At 48.2% G+C, this 19383-nt stretch carries 17 protein-coding genes; 6 read left to right on the top strand and 11 right to left on the bottom strand.

The window, feature by feature from the left end; genetic code table 11:
- Positions 1–243 precede the first annotated feature (243 nt).
- Positions 244–1578: a xylose isomerase gene (gene xylA / locus PF479_RS00490; RefSeq protein ID WP_298001133.1), complete on the bottom strand. Its 1335-nt coding sequence runs from the start codon at positions 1576–1578 to the stop codon at positions 244–246.
- 73 nt (positions 1579–1651) lie between these two features.
- The gene (gene xylB / locus PF479_RS00485) at positions 1652–3145 is read right to left on the bottom strand and encodes a xylulokinase (protein WP_298001131.1); all 1494 of its coding nucleotides are present in this window, start codon (positions 3143–3145) and stop codon (positions 1652–1654) included.
- A 176-nt stretch (positions 3146–3321) separates the two neighbouring features.
- Here xylB and PF479_RS00480 point away from each other — a divergent pair, with 176 nt between their 5' ends.
- Both PF479_RS00480 and PF479_RS00475 read left to right on the top strand, forming a co-directional pair.
- A complete protein-coding gene (locus PF479_RS00480) occupies positions 3322–4185 on the top strand; it encodes an AraC family transcriptional regulator (RefSeq protein WP_298001128.1) in 864 nt (287 codons plus the stop codon).
- A 194-nt stretch (positions 4186–4379) separates the two neighbouring features.
- Entirely contained in the window at positions 4380–5666 is a 1287-nt protein-coding gene (locus PF479_RS00475) for an aminotransferase class I/II-fold pyridoxal phosphate-dependent enzyme (protein WP_298001126.1), read from the top strand.
- Positions 5667–5716: 50 nt separating this feature from the next.
- Here PF479_RS00475 and PF479_RS00470 read toward each other — a convergent pair whose 3' ends face one another.
- Entirely contained in the window at positions 5717–7465 is a 1749-nt protein-coding gene (locus PF479_RS00470) for a diguanylate cyclase (RefSeq protein WP_298001124.1), read from the bottom strand.
- A 210-nt stretch (positions 7466–7675) separates the two neighbouring features.
- On the opposite strand from PF479_RS00470, the gene PF479_RS00465 reads away from it, so the two are divergent.
- From PF479_RS00465 to PF479_RS00455, 3 genes are all read left to right on the top strand, one after another.
- The gene (locus PF479_RS00465; protein ID WP_298001123.1) at positions 7676–8860 is read left to right on the top strand and encodes a Gfo/Idh/MocA family oxidoreductase; all 1185 of its coding nucleotides are present in this window, start codon (positions 7676–7678) and stop codon (positions 8858–8860) included.
- 62 nt (positions 8861–8922) lie between these two features.
- Entirely contained in the window at positions 8923–10209 is a 1287-nt protein-coding gene (locus tag PF479_RS00460) for a P-loop NTPase (RefSeq protein WP_298001121.1), read from the top strand.
- 72 nt (positions 10210–10281) lie between these two features.
- The gene (locus tag PF479_RS00455) at positions 10282–10980 is read left to right on the top strand and encodes a VC0807 family protein (RefSeq protein ID WP_298001120.1); all 699 of its coding nucleotides are present in this window, start codon (positions 10282–10284) and stop codon (positions 10978–10980) included.
- 3 nt (positions 10981–10983) lie between these two features.
- Here PF479_RS00455 and PF479_RS00450 read toward each other — a convergent pair whose 3' ends face one another.
- From PF479_RS00450 to PF479_RS00415, 8 genes are all read right to left on the bottom strand, one after another.
- Positions 10984–11217, bottom strand: a complete 234-nt coding sequence (locus PF479_RS00450) for a hypothetical protein (protein ID WP_298001118.1) — start codon at positions 11215–11217, stop codon at positions 10984–10986.
- A complete protein-coding gene (locus tag PF479_RS00445) occupies positions 11207–11749 on the bottom strand; it encodes a tetratricopeptide repeat protein (RefSeq protein ID WP_298001116.1) in 543 nt (180 codons plus the stop codon). Before PF479_RS00445 ends, PF479_RS00450 begins: the two co-directional genes overlap by 11 nt.
- Entirely contained in the window at positions 11746–13011 is a 1266-nt protein-coding gene (locus PF479_RS00440; protein WP_298001114.1) for an MFS transporter, read from the bottom strand. Before PF479_RS00440 ends, PF479_RS00445 begins: the two co-directional genes overlap by 4 nt.
- A 69-nt stretch (positions 13012–13080) precedes the next feature.
- Positions 13081–14943 carry a TRAP transporter large permease subunit gene (locus PF479_RS00435; RefSeq protein ID WP_298001112.1) on the bottom strand — a complete coding sequence of 621 codons (1863 nt, stop codon included), beginning with the start codon at positions 14941–14943 and terminating at the stop codon, positions 13081–13083.
- Entirely contained in the window at positions 14940–15935 is a 996-nt protein-coding gene (gene dctP / locus PF479_RS00430; RefSeq protein ID WP_298001110.1) for a TRAP transporter substrate-binding protein DctP, read from the bottom strand. The genes PF479_RS00435 and dctP overlap by 4 nt, the downstream gene beginning before the upstream one ends.
- A gap of 47 nt (positions 15936–15982) precedes the next feature.
- The gene (locus tag PF479_RS00425) at positions 15983–16990 is read right to left on the bottom strand and encodes a TRAP transporter TatT component family protein (protein WP_298001108.1); all 1008 of its coding nucleotides are present in this window, start codon (positions 16988–16990) and stop codon (positions 15983–15985) included.
- Between the two features lie 27 nt (positions 16991–17017).
- Complete coding sequence (locus PF479_RS00420) at positions 17018–18133, bottom strand: hypothetical protein (RefSeq protein ID WP_298001106.1); 1116 nt, start codon at positions 18131–18133, stop codon at positions 17018–17020.
- Positions 18126–18845 (bottom strand): RluA family pseudouridine synthase, encoded by a 720-nt coding sequence (locus PF479_RS00415; RefSeq protein WP_298001103.1) that lies wholly within the window; start codon positions 18843–18845, stop codon positions 18126–18128. Before PF479_RS00415 ends, PF479_RS00420 begins: the two co-directional genes overlap by 8 nt.
- Positions 18846–18959: 114 nt before the next feature.
- On the opposite strand from PF479_RS00415, the gene PF479_RS00410 reads away from it, so the two are divergent.
- Positions 18960–19226: a hypothetical protein gene (locus PF479_RS00410; RefSeq protein ID WP_298001101.1), complete on the top strand. Its 267-nt coding sequence runs from the start codon at positions 18960–18962 to the stop codon at positions 19224–19226.
- Positions 19227–19383 lie beyond the last annotated feature (157 nt).

Raw genomic sequence — 19383 nt, 5'->3', positions numbered from 1 at the left:
CAGTATAGACTGACAACAGATTGGTTTCAATCGAATTCAAGTTTCACGATGGGATTCAAGAAAGAACTCTGTGTGGTGGAAATAGAATGAGAAGGAACCGGGCTGAAAAAACCCGGTTCCAAAAAAAGAAAAAAGGAGGTTTTGCGAGAGCTTCTCCAACGGAGAATCTCCCATTTTATGAAAAATTGCGTTGGTCAGCGAGGACCTGCAATGGTTCCCGATTGAATACAGGCGTGCCCGTATTTATCCGAAAATTGTCTGATTGACAAGGTTCTCAAAGTATTCCTGTTTGCCGCTGATGGTGGCAGGCTCCCCGTTTTCATGAGCCAGTTTGGTCAAATCTTCAAGACTGAGCTTTCCCGCCTCATAGTCTTTTCCTTTGCCTGAATCGAAGGAGGAATAGCGCTCGGCTTTCATCTTGTCCATTTTTCCGTCTTCCTGGATTTTGGCAGCCATTTCCAGACCCAAAGCGAAAGTATCCATACCGCCGATATGGGCGACAAACAAGTCTTCCATATCCGTTGAGTTTCTTCTGATTCTTGCATCAAAGTTCAATCCCCCGGTCTTGAAACCACCCATGCCCAGGATGATGCGCATGACTTCGGTTGTCTCATACACGCTGTTGGGAAACTGATCTGTATCCCATCCTTTCTGCATGTCACCCCGGTTGGCGTCGACGCTGCCCAAAAGGCCATATTCCGCCGAAAGCTGCACATCATGTTCAAAAGAGTGGCCCGCCAGTGTGGCGTGATTGGCTTCGATGTTGCAGGCAAAATCATTTTCAAGACCGTTGGACTTGATGAAATTGATAACCGTTTCCGCATCATAATCATACTGATGTTTGGTGGGTTCCATGGGTTTGGGTTCAATATAAAACTTTCCCTTGAAACCAATTTTTCTTCCGTAGTCACGGGCTGCGATAAGGAACTGGGCCAGATGGTCCTTTTCTCTTTTCATATTGGTGTTAAAAAGAGACATGTATCCTTCCCGTCCGCCCCAGAAGGTGTATCCTTCACCACCCAGAACCACATTAGCTTCCAGACAGGCTTTCACCTGGGCCGCGCCATAGGCCAGGACTTGAAAATCCGGGTTGGTTGAAGCACCATTCATGTACCTGGGATTGGAAAACAAATTGGCCGTATTCCACAGCAGCTTGATGCCTGTTGCGTCCTGTCTCTCTTTCAGCATTTTTGTTACAGTCTGCATATTACTTTCATATTCGGAAAGACTGGCTCCTTCGGGAGACGCATCCGCATCGTGAAAGCAGTAATAAGGAGCCCCCAGTTTTGAAATGAACTCAAATGCGGCGTCCGCCTTATTTTTGGCCTTATCCAGACCATCAGCCTGGGCCCAGGGATGGATCAGTGTGGAATTGCCAAAGGGGTCCCCTCCATCAGCACAAAAGCTGTGCCAATAGGCAATACCGAATCGGAGATGATCCTTCATGGTTTTGCCGAGAACTTTCTTGTTTTCATCATAAAATTTGAATGCCAGGGGATTATCCGAACCTTTTCCTTCGAAAGGGATCTTGCCAATGCCTTTGAAATATTCTTTATCACCAATAAATACTTGACTCATACTGAATCTCCTTAGAATAAAACTGTATCAATAATTCGAAACCGGAAACCCTTTCCGGAACCTTGAAATAACATTAAGAGAAGAGAGGGGTCAGAGCATTCACATATTTGCTGTACTCTGCATAGACCTCTTTGTATTTTTTAACGTTTTCCGGATGGGGAAGACATCCCTTCCCGGCATCCAGTTTGACATGTTCGTCAATCAGGCTGTTGATATCCACATCTGCCCCTTCCGACTTCTTCAGACACCAGAGAGCCTGAAGAGCAGAACCCAGGGCGGCGGCTTCCGTATTCAGGGGAATCACAACAGGCAGGTTCAAAACATCGGCGGTAATCTGCCTCCATATTTTAGAGTTAGCTCCTCCCCCGATAAGGCGGACTTCCCGGGGCTTGAATCCCAGATTTTCAAAGGAGTCGAGGCCCAGTTTCATTCCCAGGATGGCCGATTCCAGAGCGGAGCGGAAGATGTTCTCTTTCTTGACGTTTCCGGCGGTCATACCGACAATGCATCCTTTACCATGGGGCAGGTTGGGAGTCCTCTCTCCATTGAAGAAGGGCAGGGTTAGAATGCCCTCGGCACCGGCGGGGGCCTTGCCGCCCATCTCATCGAATTCCTTGACACCGCAGTCAAAAAGCTGACGCATCAGTTCTGTGGCCACCGTACAGTTCATGGTGCACAAAAGGGGCAGCCAACCACCGGAGCTGGAGCAGAATGACGCCAGATTCCCGTCTGGATCGATAATAGGAGTATCAGAATAGCCGTATAGGGTACCGCTGGTTCCCAGGCTCATGGTCAATACACCATCTTTTGTAGTCCCCGTGCCCACAGCGCCCATCATATTGTCTCCCCCGCCGGAAGACACAGGAATTCCCCAGGGTATTCCAAACTTTGCGGCAACGTCGAGGAGAAGAGTTCCGGAGGGCTCCCAGGGATCTACAAGATCGGGGAGACAGCTCATCAGGTCTCTGTCAGGATCCAGAGCCTTCACAAGGCCTTTGTGCCAGGTTCTGTTACGAACATCCAGCAAGGCAGTTCCTGAGGCATCTCCATATTCCATCACGGTTTTCCCGGTGAGATAATAATTCAGATAATCATGAGGCAGAAGAACCGTTGCCATTCTGGCATAGGCTTCGGGATTTGCCTTTTTAAACCAGAGGATTTTGGACGCCGTATAACCGGGAAGGATCAGGTTTCCCGTATCTTCCAGCAGTTTGGCCTCGCCTCCATAGTTTTCGGTCAATTCACGGCACTCTCCGGCAGTGGAGGTGTCACACCAGAGCTTGACATCACTGAGTACATTTCCCTGGGCATCGATGGGGACAAATCCGTGCTGCTGTCCCGAAACGCCCACGGCCAAAGCGGTTTTCCTGAGGACAGGATCAATCTGTTCGAAACAGGAAGTCAGGGCATCGATCCACCAGGAAGCCTTTTGCTCACGGCTGCCATCTTCTCTGGAAATCATTTCATGCCCGGCTGAGGCAGAGGCCACTATCTTTTTATTTTCAAAGTCATAGAACACAACTTTTGTGCTCTGTGTTCCGTTATCAATTCCAATTATGGTTTTCAAATAATCCTCCACCCTCAAGCTGTATGAAAGAACCGAACTCTCAGGGCAACACCTTGATGAGGCGGCAGGAAAGAGCTGCGGTTTCAATCTGTTTCAAGTATCTGTCCCTCCCGGGCTAAAAGGAATGGACAGAATTGACAGTTCATACATATAATTGACCTTTATAGGGGCAATTTGTGAAAATTCTGGATGTCGTATTCGTGTACCAGATGAAGGAAGAAACAGAAATAAGATGGCACAGCCGTTTCCATTCTCATGGTGATAACGAGTTTGAACTCCACTATTTCATTCAGGGAAATGCCAGCTTCCTCAATGAAAGGACACGCTTCCATATTGAGCCTGGAACCCTGTTCCTCACGGCTCCCGAAACCAATCACTCCATCATCGTTCAGGATGATGGCAATCCCATATCCTACTACGCTGTCCTCATCAGCACTGAAGATGCGGACAGAGAGATCCACCGGCTGCTGACCATAGACCTGAAATCCAACCGTCTCTACAACCTGGGTACCAACTACCGCTTCTTCTTTGAAGAGATCAAGGAAAAAGGACTCTCAGGAAACAGAGCCCTCCGGCAGTCGGCGGTCCATCAGTTGATTTCTTTTCTCTATGTTTTGTCGGGAGAAGAGGATTTTCACTTTTCAGACAGCCGGAACAGCCATATAGAAAAAGCACTCAGGATCATGCAGAATAATATTACCAACGATCTGGTCCTGGAAGACATTGCCCGCAGGCTGGGACTCAGCAACTCCTACTTCATCCGGCTGTTTCAACAGAAGATGAAAACCACACCCATGAAGTATTTTATGAAGCTGAAGATAGAGGCGGCCGGAGCCATGCTGACCAGCACAGACAGAACCCTTCTGACGATTGCCCAGGATCTTAATTTTTACAGTGAATTTCATTTCAGCAGGGTGTTTAAGCAGTATACCGGGGCTGCCCCATCCCTCTACCGCAAGCAGTATCTCCAGCTCGCAGGACAGCTCTCCGGGCAGAAGACAGAACCGACACGAGGGGGTCAGTCAAAAAAAGAAACTTGATCCCCTTGACCTCAAGCTGAGATGTTCCGTGAACTTTAAACTGATATTCCATCATTTTTGTGAAAATTCACAGCCTGCAGAGGGGCAGGTGCATTCCCAAAATACAACTGTTTCAGTATGATAATGCTCTAATTGATAAAAATTATCTATTAAATCATTTTTATCAGGCAATATACCTAATGAGGAGATTTTTCATGAATCCACAGGCTGCAGCACTCAATGATGTTCTGGAAGCACAGAATTCCGCCATTTATTCTCTCTTATCCCAAAAAGGCAAAGCCATTTTTTTTCCCAAGAAAGGCCTGGTCATGCAGGGACAGGATGCCAATGGAAAAAGGATCAATGCCTCCATCGGAATGGCGACCGAAGATGACGGATCTCCCTTAAGACTATCGTCCATTGAATCACTGATAAACCTCCCTCCTGAAAAGGTGTTTCCCTATGCCTCCAGCTATGGTCTTCTCCCCCTGAGAAAGAGCTGGCAGTCTATCATTAAAAAGAAAAACCCCTCCCTGGCTGGTACAGAAATCACCATGCCTGTTGTCACCAACGCATTGACCCACGGTCTGTCCATGGCCGGTTACCTCTTCCTGGACGAAGGGGACACGCTCATCCTCCCTGACTACTACTGGGGGAACTACAATCTGGTTTTCAAGAACGCCTATCTGGCAGAATTTGATACTTTCCCCATGTACAAGGGTGGAGGGTTTAATCTGAAGGGCATGAAAGAGAAACTCATGGCTCCGGGCCAGAAAAAAGTACTCCTTTTGAATTTTCCCAACAATCCCACCGGATACACACCGACCAACGAGGAAATGACCGGAATCAGGGAGGCTGTTCTCGAGGCAGCTGAAGCAGGAAAAACTGTGGCCGTCCTCATCGACGATGCCTATTTCGGACTCGTTTTTGAAGAAGGAGTGGGGACTGAGTCTATATTTGCCTCACTGGCCGAACTCCATGAGAATGTACTGGCCGTGAAAGTAGACGGAGCCACCAAAGAGGACTATGTCTGGGGTTTTCGTGTCGGTTTTATCAGCTTCAGCTGGAAAGGCATGACCCAGGAGGCCGGTCAGGTTCTGGTGGATAAGGTTGCCGGTGCGGTAAGAGGCAGTATCTCCAACGATTCTATTCTGTCACAGAATCTCCTGCTCACCGCCTACGATGATCCTGGATACGATGCAGACAAAAAGTCTAAATACGCCTTGATGAAATCCCGGTATGACCAGGTGAAAAAGACTCTGACCAGTCACTCCGAGTTTTCCGAATATTTCGATATTGTTCCCTACAACTCAGGCTACTTTATGTGTGTCGATTTGAAGAAGGGTAACGCCGAAGAAGTCCGTCAGAAACTTTTAAAAGATTATGACACGGGGATTATTGCCCTGGGGACTCTGATCCGTGTGGCCTACTCTTCTCTCCCTGAAAAATACATTGAGGAACTTTTTATAAATATCTACAGCGCTTGTAAAGATCTGGATTAGGAGAAATTAGACCATTCCGATATATGGAGACATCTGCGGAGGCTGAGGGATCAGTCAAGAGACTCGACAATCCGATCCCTGCCGGTTCTTTTAGCCTGATAGAGATAGGAGTCGGCTCTTGCAAACAGATCCTCAGGAGACTCTTCCTTTTTCCTGATGGCTAATCCGCCGCTTATTGTTATTATTCTATCTTTCATATGTTCCGAGAAATCCGTATTTTTAATGGCTAGGAGTATCCGCTGGGCCACCGTCCTGATAGCCTCCAGATCTTCAAGAATCAGAAAGACAGAAAATTCTTCACCTCCCACCCGGACGGCAATGTCTCCGACTCTCAGATGATCAAGAATAATCCTGGAGATTGCCGTCAGCACCACATCCCCGACTTGATGGCCATAGGTATCGTTGACCGTCTTGAAATGATCCAGATCCAGCATCAGGAGGGCAATCCCATTCAGGACTCCCCGGTCATGGTGTGAGAAGATTCTGGGGATTGTCTCATTCATATAGGTCCGGTTGTACAATCCCGTAAGAGGATCTTTAATGGAAAGTTCATAAAAAGACTGTTTCTCATGATCCAGCTGCTGCTGCATGATCTCCCGCTCTATGGCGATGCACAGAGGATTGGAAATTTGCAGAAGAATACTTTCTGTTTCATCATCAAGCTGAGTTTTCTGTGAGACTTCAATAAGGGCGAGAGCAAAGGTTGTACCTGATTCTAAATCTTTGAGAGGAAGGACAACGGTTTTATCCTTGTCCTCTTGAATATACCTCATGCGGATTTCTTCCTTCAAAAAGGATCGATATATATCTGTGACAAGTCTCTCCGGTTTATAGGGAGTTCCCTGATACCGAGTCTTTTCTTCCAGAAGCTGCCAGTGGTCTTCGTCCCGAATGATGAGGAATTGAAAACTCAAAGCAGGAATTATTTCCTGAATATTCTTTAAAAGCTGTTTGGCTATCGTATCATAATGCCTGTGAAAGACGATGGTTTCCATGAAGTCATTCATAAACCGGTTGAGTTTGGAGAGCTTTATGATTTCGGTGCTCGTTTGTGCCAGGAGAAATAAACCGCAATCAAGATTCTTCAATTGCTCCAGGATATAAGGAATAAGGTGACCCGTGATAATAGATCCATGCTGAGGAAGGATTCTTTCTAATGGGAGTTTCTGAAATTTGTCCATGGCGACGGCCAGGATTTCCCTGGATGGCATATAGTGTTCATGAAACAGCTTTACCGAATCGAGATAGGATTCGTCCTTGGCATAAAGGGAAAAATCGTCTGTAAATCCACCCATCAGATCACTGGAAAAGAGAGACCCTGTTTTTCTGTCAAAGGTGCAGAATGCACCTGAAAAGTGCAGGTAGGGAGTAAAAATAAATTCCAACTCCCTTTCCCCTGCCGTGAGGCTCCAATTCATTTCTTCAACACAGAACAAGGGCATATCCAAACCGAGATGCTTGAGCAGGGCAATGGCCCTCCAATGACTGAGAATGCAGGCGTCCTCCCGGCAGTTCAATTGATCGATGATGTCCAGAGCTCCCGTAATATCCGGATCCTGATGGTGAACCACAAAATACCGGATATGAGTAAAGGGCAGTATTTTTTCAATCTTTGCAAAACTGTGTTTAAAAGTGAGGCGGGAACCTGGATCGATGAGGATGGAATCCATCCCGTTCTCGATAAGGTAGCAATGACACTGGAAAGGATCGCCTTTCAGATAATGCCCCACCCACCAGATGCGGGGAGCAATTTCGACGGGACCATTGATATCATATTCAGGAATTATGATCTTGTTCATATATTAAATCATACTATATCAGCTGGGATTATTGCTTTATTTTTTTATATTTAATTACCGCCCGGGATGTTATCCCACCCCTTTTCAACCATATTTCGGGCAGACTACCTCTCCAACTTAGTTGAACCTTACTCTCTCCAGGGGTATACTGCTTCAGTGTTAGTTTTAGCAATAGAGAAAATGAACTAACTGGATTCAAGGAGATTCATAATGAGTAAAGACGGATACAACCCTGCCATTCACCACCTGGGAAGACGCCTGCGAATGGCCGTCATAGGCGGTGGTCCGGGTTCCTTTATCGGGGGTATGCACAGACAAGCCGCCCGGCTGACTGACTGCTTTGATCTGGTGGCGGCCGCGCTCTCTTCCAAACCCGAAAGAGCCCTGGAGGGAGGGTTAAATCTAGGCCTTTCTGAAGACAGAATCTTTAGTGACGGACTGGAACTGATCAAAAAAGAATCCCGGCGGGACGACGGTGCCGAAGTAGTTGCCATCATGACTCCCAACGACAGCCACTTTCTCTATGCCTCGGCAGCCATGAAGGCCGGTATGGATGTTATTTGTGACAAACCCATGACCAATACGATCGTTGAGGCGGAAGAGCTGGTTAAAATAATTGAATCAACAGGCAGGATCTTTCGACTGACTCATAATTATACGGGTTACCCCATGACCCGTCAGGCCAGGGCCATGGTAAAAGCCGGAGAGATTGGAGAGATCCGTTTAATACAGGTGGAATATGTACAGGGCGGAAAGGCGGATGAATCAAATCCCGACCCGAGTGGTCCCTCTGCCCCCTGGCGCTACAACAGTGAAAAAGGCGGACCCTCCCTAGTCATGGGAGACATCGGCACCCACGCCCATAACCTGATCCGCTATGTGACGGGTCTGGAAGTTGACGAAGTGGCGGCAGAAGCGGGAGCCATAGTTCCCGGGAGAACCATCCAGGACTACGCAGGAGCTCTTCTCCGGATGGAAAACGGGGCAAGAGGCAGTTTCTGGGTCACCCAGGCGGCTGCCGGTGTTGAAAATTCCCTTCAGTTCAGGATTTCCGGCACAAAGGGAAGCCTTGAGTGGGAACAGGAAATCCCCCAGAGACTGACCTACAAGCCTCTGGGCCGGCCTTGCGAAATCAGAACACCCAACGGTCCGGGAACCCTCCCCTTAAGCGCCTATGCCAGTCATATAGTGGCAGGCCATCCCGAGGGATTCCCCGACGGCTTTGCCAATATCTATAGAGATGCAGCTGAGGCCATCGCCGCAGTGAAAGCAGGCACCCCGGCACGAAAGGAAGCGATGTCCTGTCCGGACGGACAAGACGGTCTGGCGGGCATCCGATTTGTGCATGCTATTCTGAAATCATCTGAAAACGGCAGCACCTGGACAAAAGTGTAAACACTGCCGCGGGGCAGAATGTGAAGCTCCCGGCAATAGAATAAACATACTGGAGAAAAGTTTTGGTAAAGAAAGAAGAAATCCTCAAAGCCCTCTCAGAAATCATTGATCCCGACCTTCATAAAGACATCGTGTCTCTGGGATTCATCAAGGAGCTGGTTATCAGCGGCAGCAAAGTCAGCTTTTCCATAGAACTGACCACCCCCGCCTGCCCTGTGAAAAACCAGTTCAAAGTCGCCGCTGAGAAGTTGGTGGGAGAGCTGGAAGGTGTGGAGAAGGTCCATGTCACCATGACCGCCAGAAATGCCAGGAGCGAAAATAGTGAAAACGGCTTAAAAGGGGTCAAACAGATCATTGCCGTGGCCTCTGCCAAGGGTGGTGTTGGTAAATCCACTGTGGCGGCAACCCTGGCCTGTGAACTCAGAGATCAGGGTTACAAAACAGGGCTTCTGGATACGGATCTCTTCGGTCCTTCCCTGCCGACTCTGTTTAATATCACAAAACCCGGAGTTTACCAGAGGGATGATATGATGATTCCCATCGAAAAAAACGGGCTCCTCCTCATGTCCTTCGGATTCCTGCTGGGAGATGCTCCCGCCATCATGAGAGGTCCCATGGTCTCGGGGTATATGCAGCAGATCCTCCTGAAAGTCGACTGGGGAGAGCTTGACTACCTGGTCATAGACATGCCTCCTGGAACCGGAGATATTCAGTTGACCCTGAGCCAGGCCATTCAAGTGGACGGGGCAGTCATTGTTACCACCCGGGCCGCTCTTTCTCTTGTGGATGTTGCCAGAGGTATTCTGATGTTTGAGAAGGTGGGTGTACCCATGCTGGGTGTGGTCGAGAACATGTCCCATTTCATTTGCGATAACTGCGACAAGGAACACCACATTTTTGGTGAGGCCAAGGCCCCGGGAGAGCGCTTCGGTCTGAAAACACTGGCCCGGATTCCCCTGGAACCAGGCCGAGGGCGGAATATGGAACACTACGCAAGTAATGATCTAAACAAGTCCCTGGTGGAAAATATTGCCAGGGCTCTTGGTAAGGTGACCGCCGACAAGATCGTGCCTCCCGAGGTTAAACAGGAAGGGGATACGGTCCTCTTTAAATGGCAGGACCAGGATGATTGGAAAATCAATGCGGTTCATCTGCGAAGCAGCTGCGGCTGTGCCCTTTGTGTGGATGAATACAGCGGAGAAAAGATACTGAATGACGAAGATATTCCCAGAGACATCACAGTAGAATCTACAACTGCTCTTGGAAACTATGCCCTGGCCATAAGCTGGAGCGACGGCCACAGCTCAGGGATTTTCCCATACAGACAACTGGAAGAATTGGCAAAATAATGTTGAAGGACCCGGAGATCGGGTCCTTTTTTTCTAAAACCATGATAAGATCCACTCCAAAAGGAGCGTTTCATGGAAAAAAAAGACGAACATCCTCTGGTCAACCTGAGCCTGAATATTATTATTCCCTCCTTCATCCTTATAAAATTGAGTACAGAACAGACCTTAGGCCCGGTCTGGGGGCTGATCACGGCGCTAGCGTTCCCTCTCTCCTATGGCCTCTTTGAAATAATCAGACACAGGAAAGTCAATTTTTTCTCCCTCATAGGGCTGGTCAGTATTACCCTCACGGGGACTCTCGGGCTCCTCTCACTGGATGCTAAATGGATTGCCCTGAAAGAGGGTGGAATACCCTTTCTCATCGGAATGATTGTCCTGATCTCTCATAAAACACCCTACCCCATTGTGGGCAAAATCCTTTTCAGCGACCAGATTTTCAATATTCCCGAAATTTTGAAACGACTGGAAGAGACAGAAAGGATGAAAGCCTTTGAAAAAAGAATCTTCATCTCGACTCTGATGCTCTCGTGTTCTTTCTTTCTATCCAGTTTCCTGAATACCTTCCTGGCTATAACCATGCTGGTAAGCCCTCCGGGAACAACGGCATTCAACGCAGAACTTGGCAGAATGACGGCCTACAGTTTCCCTGTCATTGCTGTGCCTTCGGTGATAATTCTTGTTTGTGTTTTCTTGTATTTGACCAGATCGATCACGTCACTGACGGATTTGAGTTTTTCAGAAATGCTTTCAGAAAAGATTGCACCGGAATAAGGCTCAGCAAACCCGGGGACTTTCCACTCCATCGATGAGCACATCCATCTCAAAGATTCGGTCTTCGCCGATGTAGTCCATATGGGGAGCCTGCTCCATCACACCTCTGGCCAGATGCCAGGCCCGGATATGACGCCAGGCTTCCATGCTGAGAATCACCTGACAAGGCTTCTTCCCTTCCCTCTGGAGTTCTGTTTTCTGGCGGTATATCTCCGCAACGAGTTCTTCAGCCCTCATCGTCTTCTTTCAGGACTAGATTTTCAAAAACCCGGCGGGCTTCTTCTCCGCCTTTTTCATTTCCCAGTTCATCCAGGGTGTCTGCCAGGTTAAACCAGGCGTCTCCATTCTTCCGATCCAGTTCGATGGCTCGCCGGAAAAAGATTTCGGCGTCCTGGTACTCTTCGGAGACAAACCGGAGGACTCCCAGGCTGTTCCAGAGGCGTGAATCTTCCTCCCCGAATGTGAGAGCCAGATCATAAGACTCTTCAGCCTCATCATATCGTTCCAGCCGGAACAGGACGATCCCCCGCTCACACCAGTAATCCGGATTATCAGGTTCACCGCTGACAGCCTGATTCAACAGAGTCAGAGATTCAAACCAGTTTTCCTCCCCCATCAATTCCAGTGCCAGATTGTAACTGATCAGAGGATCCTCAGGAAGAATATCTAAAGCCCTGCGAAAACAGTCTTTAGCCTTCAGCCTCTTACCCTGTTCAGAATAAACCACCCCCAGGGCAACCAATTCTTCTACAGAGTCAGGTTCTTTCATGTCTGCTCCTTTCCACAAAGCATCAGAAATAAGGCTCCCAGAGCAAAGAGTATGACGATGCATCCTATTCCAACACTGTAAGAGCCGGTGATCTGTGTGGCTAAACCTAGAATAAAGGGACCCAAAATAGCAGCGAACTTACCAAAAATATTAAAGAATCCAAAAAACTCCCCCGCCTGATCAGGAGGTATGATGGCTCCAAAGTAGGACCGGGACAGGGCCTGGATTCCCCCCTGACTGGTTGCCACAAGAAAGGAGATAAGGATAAACATGGGTATCAGCATATCCGGGCCCATAAAAGGAAGGAAGGTCGCCAATGCTGTGATAACGATATAGATTCCGATCCCGACGAAAAGCATGAATTGGGTGGATGTTTTCTTGGCAAGAACTCCATACAGGATGGCAAAGGGAAAGGCAAAAATCTGTAACCCCATCAGGTCCAGAAGAAGGATGGTTGAGCTGATCCCCATCTTGGAACCATAGTCTGTGGCCATCTTGATGATCGTTCCCACCCCGTCAATGTAGAAGAAATAAGCCAACAGAAACAGAAAGATCTTGCGGTAGGACCTGATGTTTTTAAAAGTCCCATACAGGCGGCCAAAGGCATCCTTCACAGGTTGGAGCGAGGGCTCAATTCCAAAGCGCTGTTTTACATTCTTAAGAAAGGGAATACTGAAAATGAACCACCATAGTGCCGTAATAAGAAAGGCGATGCGGACGCCTGTCAAGTTGAGAACGGTCATATCACCACCGGCCAGCATAAAGATGATCACCAGACTGGCAACAAAGGGAATGGTGCTTCCGATATAACCCCATCCAAATCCCATGGTAGACACCTTATCCATCCGGTCGGGTTCGGTGACATCCACAAGGCAGGAATCATAGAATATATTGGAACCGGCAAATCCGATAGCCGTAAGCATGTATAGAACAATGGCGGGAATCCAGGCACCAGGCTGGATAAAAATCATAAGTACCGTAGTGGCTGTTCCGAGAATGAAGAATATGGTGAAATATTTTTTACGCCGCCCCTTGTAGTCGGCTAATGTACCCAGCAGCGGAGCCAGAATGGCAATGAGCAGGGCATAGAAACTGTTCCCATAACCCAAAACAGCTGTTGAGGCTGAATCGGACAATCCGCCTTCTCTGGCAATCTGTCCGAAGAACAGCGGGAAGATAGCCGTGGTGATGGTGATGGAATAAGCCGAATTGGCCCAGTCATAGAGAACCCAGCTTCTCTCACTCTTTGTCAGATTAAACATTTTCTACCCTCTGTTGATAAAGATGTTCCCGAAAACCTCCGGGTATTTTCCATTATAATCGATACTTTCCTAGATTCCCAGAAATGCAAGAGAGAACCAGGGAACATAAGTGATCAGTAAAACCATGACCAGGAGTACCATAAGGAAGGGGAAAACCTTCTTGTAGATCTCCACCAGTGGTGTTTCAAAACGGTAGGACGCCAGAAACAGGTTCATACCCACAGGGGGTGTCAGATATCCCAGCTGCAGGTTGGCTAAAAAAATGATTCCCAGCTGAACCGGATGAATCCCGAAGAGTTCTCCCATGGGAATGACCAGGGGTCCCACAACGAGGATGGCCGAATAGATATCCATTAGGCAGCCTGTCAGCAGGAGGATCACATTCAGGAGTATAAGAAAGACAATCTTCGAGCTGATGCTGGAACGTACAAAACTGGTGAGTGCCTGAGGCAGCTCGGCGTCTATAAGATAATAACTCAATCCTTTGGAAACAGCCAGAATCATCAGGATACCCCCGATAATAGGCAGGCTCTTCTGCATGATCCGGGATAGATCATCCTTTTTCAGATCCCCGTGAATCAACCCTTCCAGAAGAAGGGAATAGACGACCGAAACAGCTCCTGTTTCAACCAGTGTAAAAAATCCGCCGAAGTATCCAGAGAGGATGAGAATGGGAAGGAATAGTTCTCCTGCGGCATCTTTCAGGGCTGGAAGGATTTCGGCACCATTAAAACCGGTGGTTCTTTTCTTATGAAAGGAAGCCACCACACCCATGATGGCCAGGGACAGAACAAGGATCAATCCGGGAATCAATCCCCCGAGAAACATATCTTTGACTGAAATCTGGGCCATGACGGCATACATGATGATGGGGAGGCTGGGTGGGAAGAGGAGGCCGATACTGCCGGAAGAGGTGAGGAGTCCTTTTATGAATCCGTCTTTGTAGTCTCCCGACTCGTGGAGCATATAAGACAAAATACCGCCCATGGCCAGGATAGTGACTCCCGAGGCACCGGTGAATGTTGTAAAAAAAGCGGAGACCACAACCGCCATGATAGCCATACCCCCGGGAAGTCCCCCCAGGAGACTCTTGAAGAGCCTGACCAGGCGTTCTCCCGCCTTGCTTTCCGAAAGGATAAATCCTGTCAGAGTAAACAGGGGAATGGCCGGCACCGACGACCCTGTCAGGAGGTTATAAGCCTCATTAGGGATAATCTCCAGAGATCCCCAGTCCCGGGAGAACAGAAAGAAAGCCATTCCTCCCAGAAGGATGAAAATGGGAGTCCCGCTTACCGTACTGATGAGTAGAAGGATGATCAGCGGAAAGGCGGCATAATAAAAAAAGTCATAATAGAGGGTACTCAATGAATCAATAAAAAGGGGCGGCTCGCTTAGTAAGGTGTACATCATGTTCGTAAGGGATGGGATTCCCAGAAAAAGCCCCAGTAGGACAGACAATATAATGACCGGCAGTGACACCAGTTTTTTATCACTGATATAAAAAAAGCGCAGACCTATGACAAGAAAGCCCAGGGGCATAATCAGGGCGACAAACCGGATGGGGAAAATCCCGACCATCTGGGATGGATCAAAACCAATCAAAATAAAAGATAAGGCGCTGAAGGCCAGACCAAAGCTGATTCCTCCGGAAAGGATACGGCTCACCGCCGTGGAAACGACAGCCAATCGCCCCGAAAAGACGTCCCTTCCCGAGGTCAGGGAGAGGTGGGCCTTTTCTTTGGACGCCATCATCCCGGCCAGGAAAGCCACCCAGATGACTGCATGGCTGACATAGGTATCTGCCCCCCTGATTCCATTATTAAAAATCAGTCTAGACAGGATCTCCAATACAGGGACAAAAGCCAGAATCAGAAAAACAATTGTGGCGACCCTGAATTCAAACTTATTGAGGAATTTCTTGATAAGGTTCACCGACCGTTCCTGAAGGCTTCCAGCTTCTGACTCATTTCCTGATAGATCTGTTCACTGATCATATTATTGTTTACAAGGGTCTTGTAGGAATCTTTGAAATAATCTCTCCAGATCTGCTCCACTTCTTGACTGGGATTCAGGACATTCAGATCATTGTCCTTCATAATCCTGAGAGCCTCCTCATTGAGGCGTGAGTATTCTTTGAAAAATTCCTGTTCAACCGCAGCCATGGAAGCTTTCAGATCATCATGATACTTTTCAGGGATTCTTTTCCAGGTTCTCTCGGAAATAAGGATTCCCCCTATCACGGGAGACATATCAATAGGGTTCATGTTTTTAGCCAGGGCGAACCACTGATAGGCGGCAGAAATCATGGGTATAGAATAGAATGAATCGATCATCCCGCTTTGCAGACCCATAAGGGTATCATTCATTCCCAGAGGGATGACGTTGAGGTCCAGAGCCTTGAAAGCCTCGGTCATTTCCGGATTATTGGGAGACACGGCCAGACGGGTGCTCTTCAGATCATCGGGGGTCAGGATTTCTTTATTGGAAAAAAAGTTAATCCACCCGGATTTTGACCAGATCAAAACTTCAAAACCCTTATCTCTGAAATCATCATCAAAGAGGGGCAGTAAATCACTAATGACATAATCCAGTTCCTCTTCGTTTTGAACGAGAAAAGGAATGCTGAAAACAATACTGTCTGATACAATTTCAGTCAAACCGACACCACTCAGCACTGCAGCATCCAGTTGACCGATCCTCATCTTTCGGACCATATCATTTTCTTCTCCGGCAATCCCGCCGGGATAAATTTTTATTTTGACTCGGCCGTCGGTGACCTCACTCCATTCACGAGCCATTTTCTTAAGAGTAATATCCCAGGAGGAGCCTTCGGGAAATAGACTTCCCATCTTTATAGTGAGGGCAGCCAGGGAATGGGAGGCCAGAAAAATCATCAGAAACATCAAGATAGTGTATTTTCTCATTCTTATATTCATAGGGTTCCTTTGTCTTCAATTCTCAAGGTAATTCGTTAAAAATCAATTAAAAAATAGTCATCCCGGTTTTCCAGTAGCCAGGCGGCTCTCTGCTGGTAGATAATCACCATCAATTCCGTATCGGGATCATCATAGGGGTCCAGTGCCAGAGCCTTCTGGAGGAGCCTCTCAAACTCTTTATAATCCTGCTCTTTTACGGGATATGCCAGGGCCAGGGAGATATAAGTCCCGGGATTTTTGCCGTCAGACAGAGCAATGGCCCTTGAAAAATGGAACCGGGCCCGGGATTCTTCATCCTGAGGGATATTGAACCTCTCATAATATTTCAGGGCGAAGGCACCGGAAGATTCCGGTGTATCCAGAAGGGCTTTGTCAATAATTGAACGGGGAAGTGTGGACCAGAGGGTCAGCAGAAGATCGTGTATACTCCCGTCTTCATACTCTTCATTCAGCTCCAGAGCCCTGTATAAAAAGGCAACAGGCTTTTGAATATCCCGGCCTATTTCAAAATCGAAGGGATCACAGGAAAAGGCTCCCAGCCATCCGGCGGCAGCCCAATAGAGCTGAGGAGCCACTTTTTGATTACACTCTTCCAGGAAACCGTCCAGATTATGCTTCAGAAGCTCCTCACCGTCCCTGATTTCCAGATACAGGGAATCCAGAACATAGTTCCTTCCCCGCAGATACATTTTGCCCGCCCGTTGAAGCATCTCGATCTGAACCTCAAAATCATCATCGTCAAGCATGGTGGAAGGAGTCTGGATAAAGCCGTTGGCATACATGATAAAGGCCTTTCCCGCAGCCAGCCGGAGAGCCGAATCATCGGGATTCAGATCCATGAGAAGTTCATACATTTTCAGGGTGAAGGGCATTGCATCCGCAATCAGCTGAGGATCATCATCCCGGGTAAAAGCACCGGCTCCTGAATCGGAGGAGAGCATATCCGAAAGCTTGGAAATGGTCATCTTCTCAACGGAGCGGCAGGAAACCAGGAAAAGAGATGACCCAATGATGAGTATAGAAAAATGAATCCACTTTTTCATATTGATAACATTACATGATGATCCTGGTTATGGCAAGGATTCACATGCTATCAGAGCTGTCTTGGCCGTAAATATTGGAGGAATTTCTTCCAGGATTTTTCTGTATACCGAAGCTGTCGGATAGGAATCAAGATCTCTGAAATTGATCCATTCCACAGTATCATCCTCATGTGTACGGATCCACTCGGGAATCTCATCAGGAAAGCCTCGGAGAACCAGCATTAGAGGGAATAATTGTTCCTTCCATGTTGTGTAGAGATGAACCCGTTCCTGAAGAGGCAGAGTCTGTTCTGTCTGCTCTTTCAATGTCCTCAGGATGATCCCTTCCTCCCCCCGGGGGACCGAGGGAATAAACCACAAGCCCTTCCCCAGGCCCCGGCTCCGGCGGGTCATAAGAAAGCGGCCATCCCTTGTCAGCAGGAGAAGAGTGCTCTTTTTTTCTTTGATTTTCCGTTTTTTAGGAGCCGGGATTTCCGCCTGCAGGCCCTGCTTCCGGGTCTGACAGCTTTCAGCTAGGGCACAGGAGGAGCATTCAGGAGAACGGACCCTGCAGATGAGCTGACCCAACTGCATAAGGGCACAGTTGAAGGCACCCGGAGATTCGGGGGGTATCAAGACCTCCAGCTGCCGCAGAAGGAGGCGATCATCCTGGATCTGCCAATCCCGGACGGCCCTGAGACGTTGCCCGATTCTTCTCACATTGGCATCCAGAACCGGATAGCTCCTGGAAAAGGCCAGAGAGAGGATAGCCCGGGCCGTATAATCTCCGATCCCGGGAACCTTGATCAGTTCTTCATAGCTGGAAGGGAGAGTTCCGTGATGATACTCTGTCAGGAACAGAGCACCTTTGAGGATATTACGGGCTCTGGAATAGTAGCCCAGCCCTTCCCAGGCCTTGAGTACGGTCTGCTCTCTGGCCTCAGTCAGTGATTGAATGTCGGGAAAGAGGTCCATCCAGCGGATGAAGTGGTCTATCGCCGCGGTGACAACGGTCTGCTGCAGCATTATTTCGGAGATCCAGACCCGGTAAGGTGTCGGATTATCTCCCCAGGGATAGTCAATGCTGTGCCGATGGAACCAGTCCATCAGGTCATGGACTTCATTCAACCCGAGAAGAGGCGTTTTTTCGGATATTTCAGTCATCAGATTCCTTAGGCCCCCGGGTCGCAGAGGCTTCCATATCCTGCCAGAGAAAATCCTGTCTTGGAGCCGGGGCAGTCACTTCCAGCACTTCTTTTGTGACAGGATGGATAAAACGGACCTTCCGGGCGTGGAGATGAATACTCCCGTCGGGATTTGGTCCTTTAGCACCGTATTTCAAGTCCCCTTTGATGGGGCATCCCCGTCCGGAAAACTGTGCCCGGATCTGATGATGACGCCCTGTTTCCAGATCTACCTCCACCAGGGTCTCAGAACCGCTGCGGCAGAGAGTGCGATAGGAAAGGACGGCTTTTTTAGCATCTTCTCTTCCAGAATCACAAACAAAGGAGCGGTTCTTCTTTCTGTCTCTTCTCAGAAAATCTGTCCACTGTCCCTCGGGCTCTTCGGGAGAACGCTCCAGGACCGCCCAATAGATCTTCTTCAAATCATGATCCCGGAACAAAGTGTTCATTCGGGAAAGGGCCTTTGAGGTTTTCGCAAAAACAACAATGCCGCTGGTGGGGCGGTCCAGGCGATGGGTGACACCCAGAAAGACATTCCCGGGTTTCTTATCCCGCTTTTTAATATATTTCTGAATCTTTTCGCCCAGAGTCTCATCACCGGTCTTATCCCCCTGAACTATTTCCGAAGAGACTTTGTTTATAATAATCAGGTGGTTATCTTCATACAGAATCCGGTCTTTCAGATCTAACATAAGGCAAAGACTAACATATTTATTCTCCAATTGTCTCCCGGAAAGAGTTCTCTATCAGAATAGTGAAACCTTGTTCTCGTTGGAAATAACAGAAGAGAGTGATACTTTTAGTGTGTGGACAATGAAAAAAAAGATCGCCTGGCAGAACTGGAACAAAAACTCACCCTGAAAACACGGAATGGGAGTCAGCTTATCTGGTTGACCTACAATCCGAATGCCGACTTTGACTATGATATCAGCAATGCCGAAGAGGAGGTCCGCTGGATGATTTTTGAAATAAAAAGACTGAGAGAGGAAAATGATCATTTCAGGGAGTTTATCGATTCCTACAATATTCAGATGAAAAAAGAACTGGGAATACCCGGCGACTCAGAAGACTGAGAACCGGGCATAAAAAGGATAGTTCGGGCTTCAATCAGCCCCACCCTTAGGCCTCGTTAACCGCACCCTTAGGCCTCGACGTTTACAATCAAAGTCATAGGGGGCAGATCAAACCACGTCGTAGTTGCGGCTTAGCCGCACCCTTAGGCCTCGACGT

This window comes from Oceanispirochaeta sp. (assembly GCF_027859075.1).
Lineage (GTDB): Bacteria > Spirochaetota > Spirochaetia > DSM-2461 > DSM-2461 > Oceanispirochaeta.
This window is presented reverse-complemented; position numbering and strand designations above follow the sequence as displayed.

Excerpts from the sequence above, each read along its gene's own strand:
- PF479_RS00415 (WP_298001103.1), bottom strand. The coding sequence starts at position 18,845 with ATGTTAGATCTGAAAGACCGGATTCTGTATGAAGATAACCACCTGATT.
- PF479_RS00445 (WP_298001116.1), bottom strand. The coding sequence starts at position 11,749 with ATGAAAGAACCTGACTCTGTAGAAGAATTGGTTGCCCTGGGGGTGGTT.
- PF479_RS00470 (WP_298001124.1), bottom strand. The coding sequence starts at position 7,465 with ATGAACAAGATCATAATTCCTGAATATGATATCAATGGTCCCGTCGAA.
- PF479_RS00455 (WP_298001120.1), top strand. The coding sequence starts at position 10,282 with ATGGAAAAAAAAGACGAACATCCTCTGGTCAACCTGAGCCTGAATATT.
- xylA (WP_298001133.1), bottom strand. The coding sequence starts at position 1,578 with ATGAGTCAAGTATTTATTGGTGATAAAGAATATTTCAAAGGCATTGGC.
- PF479_RS00420 (WP_298001106.1), bottom strand. The coding sequence starts at position 18,133 with ATGACTGAAATATCCGAAAAAACGCCTCTTCTCGGGTTGAATGAAGTC.
- PF479_RS00475 (WP_298001126.1), top strand. The coding sequence starts at position 4,380 with ATGAATCCACAGGCTGCAGCACTCAATGATGTTCTGGAAGCACAGAAT.
- PF479_RS00425 (WP_298001108.1), bottom strand. The coding sequence starts at position 16,990 with ATGAAAAAGTGGATTCATTTTTCTATACTCATCATTGGGTCATCTCTT.
- PF479_RS00450 (WP_298001118.1), bottom strand. The coding sequence starts at position 11,217 with ATGAGGGCTGAAGAACTCGTTGCGGAGATATACCGCCAGAAAACAGAA.
- dctP (WP_298001110.1), bottom strand. The coding sequence starts at position 15,935 with ATGAGAAAATACACTATCTTGATGTTTCTGATGATTTTTCTGGCCTCC.
- PF479_RS00440 (WP_298001114.1), bottom strand. The coding sequence starts at position 13,011 with ATGTTTAATCTGACAAAGAGTGAGAGAAGCTGGGTTCTCTATGACTGG.
- PF479_RS00465 (WP_298001123.1), top strand. The coding sequence starts at position 7,676 with ATGAGTAAAGACGGATACAACCCTGCCATTCACCACCTGGGAAGACGC.